Genomic DNA, 9995 nt, shown 5'->3' with positions numbered 1-9995 from the left:
GTCGAGAAGCAGCTCGGCGCCGCCACCGAGACCGACCAGCGCTTCGTCAGCGAGGCGGCCGCGCACCTGCTGCGGGCCGGCGGCAAGCGGTTCCGTCCGATCGTCGTCCTGCTCGCCGCCGAGCTCGGCGACCCCACGGCGCCCGACGTCGTGCCCGCCGCGGTCGTCGTCGAGCTGACGCACCTCGCCACGCTGTACCACGACGACGTCATGGACGAGGCGTCGCTCCGGCGCGGAGCCCCCACGGCCAACGCCCGCTGGGACAACTCGATCGCGATCCTCATCGGCGACTACCTGTTCGCCGGCGCCTCCACCGTGGTCGCCGACCTCGGCCCCGACGCCGTCCGCATCCAGGCCGCCACGTTCTCGCGCCTCGTGCAGGGGCAGATCCGCGAGACCCTCGGCCCGGCCGACGGCGACGACCCGCTGGCGCACTACCTCGACGTCGTGGCCGACAAGACCGGCTCGCTCATCGCCACCGCGGCGCTGTTCGGCGCCCGCATGTCGGGCGCGTCGCCCGAGGTCGAGCACCTGATCACGCGCTTCGGCGAGAAGATCGGCACCGCCTTCCAGCTGAGCGACGACGTCATCGACATCGCGTCCGACGAGGGCGACTCGGGCAAGACGCCCGGCACCGACCTCCGCGAGGGCGTCCCGACGCTGCCCACGCTGTTCGCCCAGCGGTCCACCGACCCGGCCGACGCGCGCCTGCTGTCGCTGCTCGCCCGCCCGATCACCGACGACGCCGAGGTCGACGAGGCGCTGGCGCTGCTGCGCGCCCACTCCTGCGTCGACGAGGCCCGCGCCTTCGTCCGTCGAGAGGCCGACGAGGCCCGCGCGATGCTCGACGCGCTGGACGACGTGCCGGCACGGCGCGCGTTCGCGTCGCTTTGCGACCTCGTGGTCACCCGCCTCGGCTGACGCGCACCCGTGCGGGCTGGTGCCCGGACGATTCGCCCGAACCGGGTCGAAGACACACGACGGTGACCGTTTCGTAGTCCTGAGAGGGTTCTCAGCATGGCCCACTTGGGCCTATTCTGGGACTCGTTGTGCCCCGAACGGGGGTCCGGGTTACCCAGAATCTGATGGAGTACACATGATGAAGCGCCTCGCGACCGGCCTTGCTGCCTCGGCCCTCGCCGCCTCGACGCTCATGTTCACCACCGTTGCCGCCTCGGGCGCCGACGCCTCGAACGAGACGACGACCACCAAGTCCACCACCACGTCGGCCCCCGCCAAGTCGGGCACGGTCCGCACCAACGGCTGGAGCTGGGACTGACCCACCGGGTCGGACCGGTCGGTCCGACCGTGGCTGCTGCCGGCGGTGAGCCGTGACAGCCACACGCATGCAACAGCGGCTGCGGGTCTACATCGCAGCCGTCTACGCGTTCACCGCCGTCGTCATCGGCATCGGCCTCTACCTCGACGCGCAGCCGCCGTTCAGCCTGCCCCTCGAGACGCTCCCCGTCCTCGCCGTCGGGCTCGTCGCGGCCGAGCTGCTGCGGGTGCGGTTCCGGCGGCGCTCGTCGGTCGACGCGCTGACCCTCTTCGACGCGCTGCTGGCACCGCTGATCTTCGCGTTCCCCATGGTGGTCGTCGTCTCGGTGGTCGGCGTCGTCCAGCTCGGGTGCGCGGTCTTCCGCCGGACCCAGCCGGTCAAGGCCGCCTTCAACACCGGCCAGTGGATGCTGGCCGCGGCGGCCGGGAGCCTGGTGGCCGACCGCCTGCTGCAGGGCCCCTTCCTCTCGCTGCGCTCGCTCGGCGTCTTCGTGCTGACGATCCTGGTGGTCAACGTCGTCAACGTCGCGGCTACCACGGGCGTGCGGTCCGTGGCCGAGGACCTGCCGGTCCGTCGCGCGCTCGCCGGGCTGCGTCCGGTGCTGGGCACGACGCTGCTCAGCTTCTCGGTCAACCTGCTGTTCGGCCTGCTCTTCGTCCTGGCGGCCAAGGGACACCCCGCCGCGACCGTGCTCTTCCCGGCGCCGCTGGTGCTCCTGCACTACGTCCTGCGCCAGTACGCGGCGGCGCAGACCGACGGTCGCCGGCTGTCCGGGCTCCGGGCGGCCGCGGAGAAGCTCTCCCGGCCGATCAACCCGCTCGACGGCGTCCACGCCTACCTGGCCGAGGTCCGCACGAGCTTCGACAGCGGCGCCGCGGCCCTGGTGCTCCGCCAGGACGACGGGGTCGTGACCTACGTGAGCGGCACCGACGACGTCCCCGGCACCGACGGACCGCAGCGTCCCGACCGGGTCGCCAGCGCGATCGAGCGGCTGCTCGCGGTCGAGACCGGGCCGATCCGGCTGCGAGCCGGTGAGACCGGGCACCTGGCCTCCGCGCTCGCCGACGCCGGGTGGCGCGAGAGCAGCAGCGCCCCGATGGTCGACGAGAAGGGCGAGCCCACCGGTGCGCTCGTGGTCTTCGACCAGGTGGGCTTCGAGGGCACCGGGCAGGCCGAGCTGGCCGTCCTGGAGGCGTTGGCCCGCGAGACGGGGCACACGCTGGCCCGCGGCCGGCTGCTCGAGAGCGTGATCGACCAGGAGCGCACGCTCAACCAGATCATCAGCACCACCTCGGACGGCATCTTCACCCTCGCCGACGACGGCAGCCTGCTCACCTGGAACGACGCGTGCGAGCGCATCACCGGCTTCCCCCAGACCGACCTCAAGGGACGCCGCGACGTCATGCGGGTGCTCGGCGCCCGCACCGCGGCGGGCCGGCCGGTCGACTTCACCAACTGGGTGTCGATGCCGTCGCTGCCGCGCGAGATCCTCATCACCACCGCCGCGGGCGAGCAGGGACGGCTGTCGTGCTCGGCCACGTCGGGCACCGACTCGCACGGGCGCCAGACGCTCGTCGTCGTCGCGCGCGACGTCACCCCCGCCGAGGAGTACGAGGAGCTGCGCGAGCAGTTCCGCGCCCTCGTCGAGGCGCAGGCGGCGCAGCGGCTCGTCGTCGACCACCTCCAGCAGGCCGTCGCACCCGAGCCTCCCGCCGTCGAGGGTGCCGACATCGCGGTGGCCTACGTCGCCTCCGACCCCGCCTCGCCCACCGGCGGTGACCTGTTCGACTGGCACGAGCTGCCGTCGGGTGAGCTGCACGTCGCGGTCGTCGACGTGCTCGGGCACGGCGTCACCGCGACCAAGGACGCGCTCACCGTCATGCACATGCTGCGGTTCGTCGCGCTCGACGGCACCGAGCTCGTCGACGTGGTGCGCCGCACCGACGAGCTGCTGGGGGCGCAGGACTCCGAGCTCGTGGCCACGGTCGTCGTGGCGCGGTACGACCCCCGCACCGGCCGCCTGCAGGTCGTCTCCGGCGGCCACCCGCCGGCCCTGGTGGTGGGCTCGCGCGGCGAGGTCACCCAGCTCGCCGCCACCGGCGGTGCGATCGGCTGGCCGGGCGTCGGCAGCGACAACGTCGCCACGATCACCCTCGAGGTGCACGACTCGGTGGTGCTGTACACCGACGGCCTGATCGAGGCGCGCAAGGACATCATCGAGGGCATGGACTCGCTCGTGCGGGTGGCCGCCGAGGTCTCGCACATGCCCTCCCAGCACTACGCCGACGAGCTCGTCCGCCGCTCGCTGGCCGGCGCCGACCGTCGCGACGACACCCTCGCGCTGGTGCTGCGCCGCACCCGCCAGACCGCCGTCGAGACCGACCGTCGCTGGCGCCTCGAGCCGCCCGAGCCCGAGGGCGTGCGCACCATGCGTCGCGAGCTCGGCACCTGGCTGATGGCGCACCAGGTGGAGTCCGACGACGCGGTCCTCGTGGCCGCCGAGCTGCTCGCCAACGCCGCCTCCGTCGCGCGCGGCGTCGTCACGATGAGCGTGCAGATGCAGACCGGCCGCGTGGTCGTCGAGGTGTCCGACGACGGCCCCGGTGTCGCCAGCATCGACGACCTCGGCCGCCGGCTGCCCGGCATGGACAGCGAGCGCGGACGCGGGCTCTACCTCGTGCGCGCCATCAGCGACGACCTGTCGATCATGAGCACCGCCGAGGGCACGATCGTGCGAGCCGAGCTCGTCGTCCGCGGGGTCACCGCCGAGGGCCGCCGGGTGCACGACCCCCAGACCCACTGACTGCCCCCACCCACCCACCCGCGATCCGCCGATCCACGGCTACCGATCCGTCGGTCGGTGCGACGCGGGTCGGCGGACGGGTAGCCGCGGATCGGCGGATCGCGGTCAGGCGGTGGCGGCCTCGGCGGCGTGGCGCAGCACCCGACGCCGGTTGACCACGGCCTCGGTGGTGATGATGGCCAGCGCGGTCCAGACCAGCGCGAAGCCGAGCCAGCGGGTCGGCGTCATGTCCTCGCCGAAGACGACGAGACCCAGGACGAACTGCAGCGTCGGGGCGATGTACTGCAGCAGCCCGATCGTCGTCAGGCTGACGCGCGTGGCGGCGGCGCCGAACATCAGCAGCGGCACGGCGGTGACGAGCCCGGTGCCCACCAGGAGCAGCGCGTGGGGCAGACCCTCGGAGCCGAAGGTGCCGTCGCCCGTCAGGTGCAGCCAGACCAGGTAGCCCAGCGCGACGGGGGCGAGCAGCATCGTCTCCAGGGCCAGCCCCTCGGTGGCGCCGAGGTCGAGCTTCTTCTTCATCAGCCCGTACGTGCCGAACGAGAACGCCACCAGCAGCGCGAGCCACGGCGGACGTCCGTAGTCGACGGTGAGCCCGACGACCGCCAGGAACGCCAGGGCGAGCGCCGCCCACTGCACCGGGCGCAGCCGCTCCTGGAGCACGACCACCCCGATGAGGATCGTCACCAGCGGGTTGATGAAGTACCCGAGCGAGACCTCGATGACATAGCCGTTGTTGACGCCCCAGATGAACCCGCCCCAGTTGAAGGCGATCACCACCGACGCGACGAGGACCAGCAGCAGTTTGCGCGGCTGGCGCAGCACCGCGCGCAGCAGGCTCCAGCGGTGGACCGCCGTGACCAGGACGACCACGAACACCAGCGACCACACGACGCGGTGCGACAGCGCCTCGACGGCACCGGCGGGCTCGAGCAGCGGCCAGTAGAGCGGGAACAGGCCCCAGCACAGGTAGGCGCCGACGCCGAACAGGAAACCCCGGCGCGACTCGTCCACCGGCGCAGACTACGCCCGGGGGGCGACGGGCCCGTCGGTCAGGCCGGGGTGACCGTCACGTCGACCTTGGAGCCGTCGAAGCACCAGGTGTCGGCGAGGTCGGCCGCGTCGGGGAACGGGTGCGCGTAGCCCCAGGCGACGTCGGCCAGACCGTCGTGAGCGAGGTACGACGCGACGCCCTTGTAGGCGCAGGTGGTGGACGTGTCGGTCGACGTCAGCAGGTCGGTGCGCACGTCGGCGGCGGGCAGGTAGTGCTGGGTGGGGAACTGCGTCTCGAAGACGAGCCTGGGACGCGTGGACCGTGCGAGCTCGACGCCGTCGTGCGTCACCACCACCTCGTCCGAGCCCTGACGCACGTCGACGCGGTGGAACGGGTCGCGGGGGTGGCCGACGACGACGTCGTCCTCCTCGCGCCACTCGTCGGGCGCGTCCCAGTCGACGAGCACGTAGCCGTCGAGGTCGTCGAGCGCGAAACCGGCGCCCGCGAGGGTCGTGCCACCGGCGAGGAGGTCGAGCGGCCTGCCCGTGGCGGTGTGCGCGGCGAAGGGGACGTTCGGGAACACCGGCCCGTGACCGTCGGGCGCCGGCTCCACCGGCCGGTCGCTCGCCGCGGAGCCGGCGAGGTCGTCGGCGGGCACCGCGTAGAGCGCGACGACGTGCCGCGGCTCCCAGACCAGACGGGCGCGGCGCGAGTCGAGCACGAGCTCGCCGCCGGAGTAGGCGCGGACGCGCTTGGGGGTGGGCTCGTGGCGCAGCTCGCGCGCGACGGACCGCAGGTGCGAGGTCAGCTCGACGGACATGACCCCATCGAACACCTGGGCGCGCGCGGCTACAACACCGTCCAGGTGTCGGGGCCGTCGAGGAGCGACTGGAGGTCGCCGGGGCCGCTGGTGCCGACGGCGGTCTCGACCTGCTGGCGCGCGAGGTCGTCGTACGTCGGCCGCTCGACCTGGCGGAAGATGCCGACGGGCGCGCGCTCGAGGTGGCCCGCGTCGGTGAGACGCGACAGCGCGAACGCCTGGGTGGGGTCGTCGGCGTGCGCGTCGTGCACGAGCAGCCGCGACAGCCACGCGTCGTCGGCGTCGTCCGGCACGTCGACGACCTCGACGCCGCCCGTCGCCGAGCGCACCACGCCGTGACGGCCCCCGGCGCCGAAGCGGATGGGCTCGCCCTGCACCAGCGGGATGATCGCCTCGTCGCGCGTGCCGGCGTCCTTGACGGCGTCGAACGCGCCGTCGTTGAAGATCGGGCAGTTCTGGTAGATCTCCACCAGCGACGCACCGCGGTGCGCGGCCGCCTCGCGCAGCACCGACGTCAGGTGCTTGCGGTCGGAGTCGACGGTGCGCGCGACGAACGTCGCCTCGGCGCCCAGCGCCAGGCTGACGGGGTTGAACGGCGTGTCGACCGAGCCCATCGGGGTGGACTTGGTGACCAGCCCGATCTCGGACGTGGGGGAGTACTGGCCCTTGGTGAGGCCGTAGATGCGGTTGTTGAACAGCAGGATCGTCAGGTTGACGTTGCGTCGCAGCGCGTGGACGAGGTGGTTGCCGCCGATGGACAGCGCGTCGCCGTCGCCCGTCACCACCCAGACCGACAGGTCGGGACGCGCGGTGGCCAGGCCCGTCGCGATCGCCGGCGCGCGTCCGTGGATGGAGTGCAGGCCGTAGGTGTCGAGGTAGTACGGGAAGCGGCTCGAGCAGCCGATGCCCGAGACGAAGCAGATGTTCTCGCGGCGCAGACCGAGCTCGGGCAGGAAGCCCTGCACCGCGGCGAGCACGGCGTAGTCGCCGCAGCCGGGGCACCAGCGCACCTCCTGGTCCGAGGTGAACTCCTTGCGGTTCTGCTCGGCGTCGGTGGTGGGCACGCCGTCGAGGCCGTCGCGGGCGAGCGTGGGCATGGGCAGGTCGGTGGTCATCGGGCCTCCTCCTCGTCGTGGTGCGCCAGGTCGAGCGCGTGCTCGGAGATCACCTGGGCCAGCTCGTCGGCGCCGAACGGCATGCCGCGCACCTTGTCGTGGCCGCGGACGTCGACGAGGTACTTCGCGCGCAGCAGCATCGACAGCTGGCCGAGGTTCATCTCGGGGACGACGACGCGCTCGTAGGCGCGCAGCAGGTCGCCGAGGTCGGGCGGCAGCGGGTTGAGGTGGCGGACGTGCGCCTGCGCGACCGCGGTGCCCTCGGCCCGCGCGAGCCGGATGCCCGCGGCGATCGGTCCCTTGGTGGACCCCCAGCCGAGGACGAGGATGCGCGCGTCGCCCGTGGGGTCGTCGACCTCGGTGGGCGGGATGGACGCCGCGACGGCGTCGACCTTGGCCTGGCGGGTGCGGACCATCAGGTCGTGGTTCTCGGGGTCGTAGGAGATGTCGCCGCTGAGGTCGGACTTCTCGATGCCGCCGATGCGGTGCTCCAGCCCGGCGACGCCCGGCGGTGCCCACGGACGAGCGAGCGTCTCGGGGTCGCGGGCGTACGGCGCGAACCCCTCGGGGGTGTTGGGCCCGTCGGCGAACGCGGGGTCGATGCGCGGCAGGTCGTCGACGTCGGGGACGTGCCAGGGTTCGGAGCCGTTGGCGAGGTACCCGTCCGACAGCAGCATCACCGGCGTGCGGTGGGTGACGGCGATGCGGGCGGCCTCGATAGCGGCGTCGAAGCAGTCCGACGGCGACGACGGCGCCACGACCGGGACGGGCGCCTCGCCGTTGCGTCCGAACATCGCCTGCAGCAGGTCGGCCTGCTCGGTCTTGGTGGGCAGGCCGGTGGACGGGCCGCCGCGCTGCACGTCGACGACGACGAGCGGCACCTCGAGCATGACGGCCAGCCCGATGGTCTCGCTCTTGAGCGCGACGCCCGGCCCCGAGGTGCTCGAGAACGCGAGGTGCCCGCCATACGCGGCGCCGAGGGCCGCGCCGACGCCCGCGATCTCGTCCTCGGCCTGGAACGTGGTGACGCCGAACGACTTGTGTCTCGACAGCTCGTGCAGGACGTCGCTGGCCGGGGTGATCGGGTAGGCGCCCAGGAACACCGGCAGCCCGGACAGCCGCCCGGCGGCGACGATGCCGTACGCGAGCGCCAGGTTGCCGGTGATGTTGCGGTAGCGGCCGGGGGGCATCGGCGCGGGCGCGACCTCGTACGAGACCGCGAACGCCTCGGTGGTCTCGCCGTAGTTCCAGCCCGCCCGGAACGACGCGATGTTGGCGCTCGCGACGTCGGGCTTGGACGCGAACCGGTTCTGGACGTACTCGATCGTGCCCTCGACGGGGCGGCCGTACATCCACGACAGCAGGCCGAGCGCGAACATGTTCTTGGTGCGGCTCGCGTCCTTGCGCGACAGGCCGAACCCGTCGACGGCGCCCGTCGCGAGGCCCGTCAGGTCGAGCGCGTGCACCTGGTACGACGCCAGCTCGTCGCCCTCGAGCGGGTCGTGGTCGTAGCCGGCGCGGGCGAGGTTGCGCCGGGTGAAGTCGTGGCTGTCGACGATGAGCGTGCCGCCGGCGCGCAGGTCGGCGAGGTTGGCGCGCAGGGCGGCGGGGTTCATCGCGACGAGGACGTCGGGACGGTCGCCCGGCGTCAGCACCGCGTGGTCGGCGAAGTGCAGCTGGAACGACGAGACGCCCGGCAGCGTGCCGGCGGGCGCGCGGATCTCGGCGGGGAAGTTGGGCAGAGTCGACAGGTCGTTGCCGAACGCCGCCGTCTCCTGGGTGAAGCGGTCGCCCGTGAGCTGCATGCCGTCGCCGGAGTCGCCGGCGAAGCGGATCACGACGCGGTCCAGCTGCTCGACCTGCTTGACCACACGACCTCCTGCGCTCGGGACTGCGTCTGCGTCAGGCTATGCGAGATGGGGCGGTTCGGCGTGGCGTGGGTCACGTCGTGGGCACCGGACCGTCGGCCCGGGGGAACAAACCGGTCGACACCGGCGGTTGACTGCAACCATGACGCCCGAGCCCGCGACCTCCGTCGACGCGCCCGTCGCCGACCCCGTGACCAGCGCACGACCGGACGCCGCGGTGGCACCGGTGGGGCGCCGCTACGTCCAGCTCGTGCTGGTGCTCGGCGCCGTCATCGCGATCGGCCCGCTCAGCATCGACATGTACCTGCCGGCGCTGCCCGCGCTGGCCGACGACCTCGGCGCGAGCCAGGCCGGGGCGCAGGTGACGCTCACCGCGATGCTCGCCGGGCTCGCGCTCGGACAGCTCGTGCTCGGTCCGGTGTCGGACGCCTACGGCCGGCGTCGCGTGATGCTGTCGGGCCTGGTGCTGCACGTCGTCATGTCGGTGGCGTGCGCGCTCGCCCCGAGCCTGGCGCTGCTCACCACCGCCCGCGTCGTGCAGGGCCTCGCCGGTGCCGCGCTCGCCGTCACCGCGATGGCGATGGTGCGCGACCTGTTCGAGGGCTCGGCCGCCGCACGGATGCTCTCGCGCCTCGTGCTCGTCATCGGCGTCGCGCCCGTGCTCGCCCCCACGTTCGGCGGGCTGATCCTGGGCTTCACGACCTGGCGCGGGATCTTCTGGGTGCTCGGCGCGGCCGCGGCCGTCCTGGTCCTCGTCGCCGGTCTGTTCCTGGACGAGAGCCTGCCCCCGTCGCGACGTCGTCCGCTGCACGTGCGCAGCACGGTCTCGACCTACGGCTCGCTGCTGCGCGACCGCACGTTCGTCGCGCTGGTGCTGACCGCGGGCCTGATGTTCGCCGCGATCTTCGCCTACGTCTCGGGCGCCTCGTTCGTGCTGCAGGACGTCTACGGCCTGAGCGAGCGCACCTTCGGCTTCGTGTTCGGCGCCAACGCGCTGGTGCTGGTGGTCTTCTCCCAGCTCAACCCGGTGCTGCTCGACCGGTTCACGCCGCTGCAGATCCTGTCGTGGTCGACGATCGCGGGCGTGGCCGCCGGCGTCGCGCTCGTCGCGGTGAC

Annotated in this window: 8 protein-coding genes; 4 read left to right on the top strand and 4 right to left on the bottom strand. The window is 72.8% G+C overall.

Features of this window, described 5'->3' with window-relative positions; genetic code table 11:
* The 3 genes from ACI6PP_RS21920 to ACI6PP_RS21910 form a co-directional block, all read left to right on the top strand.
* The coding region (locus tag ACI6PP_RS21920; RefSeq protein ID WP_421113847.1) for a polyprenyl synthetase family protein at positions 1 to 921 on the top strand (921 nt) is incomplete at its 5' end.
* Between the two features lie 178 nt (positions 922 to 1099).
* Entirely contained in the window at positions 1100 to 1279 is a 180-nt protein-coding gene (locus tag ACI6PP_RS21915; protein ID WP_421113846.1) for a hypothetical protein, read from the top strand.
* A 67-nt stretch (positions 1280 to 1346) separates the two neighbouring features.
* Positions 1347 to 4082 carry an ATP-binding SpoIIE family protein phosphatase gene (locus ACI6PP_RS21910; protein ID WP_421113845.1) on the top strand — a complete coding sequence of 912 codons (2736 nt, stop codon included), beginning with the start codon at positions 1347 to 1349 and terminating at the stop codon, positions 4080 to 4082.
* Positions 4083 to 4187: 105 nt separating this feature from the next.
* On the opposite strand, the gene rarD is transcribed toward ACI6PP_RS21910, so the two are convergent.
* From rarD to ACI6PP_RS21890, 4 genes are read right to left on the bottom strand one after another with little or no spacing between them, the layout of a single operon-like run.
* A complete protein-coding gene (gene rarD, locus ACI6PP_RS21905) occupies positions 4188 to 5096 on the bottom strand; it encodes an EamA family transporter RarD (RefSeq protein ID WP_421113844.1) in 909 nt (302 codons plus the stop codon).
* A gap of 38 nt (positions 5097 to 5134) precedes the next feature.
* The gene (locus ACI6PP_RS21900) at positions 5135 to 5896 is read right to left on the bottom strand and encodes a DUF427 domain-containing protein (RefSeq protein ID WP_421113843.1); all 762 of its coding nucleotides are present in this window, start codon (positions 5894 to 5896) and stop codon (positions 5135 to 5137) included.
* Positions 5897 to 5925: 29 nt separating this feature from the next.
* Positions 5926 to 7011 carry a 2-oxoacid:ferredoxin oxidoreductase subunit beta gene (locus ACI6PP_RS21895; RefSeq protein WP_421113841.1) on the bottom strand — a complete coding sequence of 362 codons (1086 nt, stop codon included), beginning with the start codon at positions 7009 to 7011 and terminating at the stop codon, positions 5926 to 5928.
* Positions 7008 to 8882, bottom strand: a complete 1875-nt coding sequence (locus ACI6PP_RS21890) for a 2-oxoacid:acceptor oxidoreductase subunit alpha (RefSeq protein ID WP_421113839.1) — start codon at positions 8880 to 8882, stop codon at positions 7008 to 7010. Before ACI6PP_RS21890 ends, ACI6PP_RS21895 begins: the two co-directional genes overlap by 4 nt.
* Positions 8883 to 9021: 139 nt before the next feature.
* Here ACI6PP_RS21890 and ACI6PP_RS21885 point away from each other — a divergent pair.
* On the top strand, positions 9022 to 9995 hold a 974-nt coding region (locus ACI6PP_RS21885), incomplete at its 3' end, for a multidrug effflux MFS transporter (RefSeq protein ID WP_421113838.1).

It is taken from the genome of Solicola agrisoli, assembly GCF_049059935.1.
Classification (GTDB): Bacteria; Actinomycetota; Actinomycetes; order Propionibacteriales; family Nocardioidaceae; genus JAURVT01.
This window is presented reverse-complemented; position numbering and strand designations above follow the sequence as displayed.

Excerpts from the sequence above, each read along its gene's own strand:
- ACI6PP_RS21900 (WP_421113843.1), bottom strand. The coding sequence starts at position 5,896 with ATGTCCGTCGAGCTGACCTCGCACCTGCGGTCCGTCGCGCGCGAGCTG.
- ACI6PP_RS21915 (WP_421113846.1), top strand. The coding sequence starts at position 1,100 with ATGAAGCGCCTCGCGACCGGCCTTGCTGCCTCGGCCCTCGCCGCCTCG.
- ACI6PP_RS21895 (WP_421113841.1), bottom strand. The coding sequence starts at position 7,011 with ATGACCACCGACCTGCCCATGCCCACGCTCGCCCGCGACGGCCTCGAC.
- ACI6PP_RS21910 (WP_421113845.1), top strand. The coding sequence starts at position 1,347 with ATGCAACAGCGGCTGCGGGTCTACATCGCAGCCGTCTACGCGTTCACC.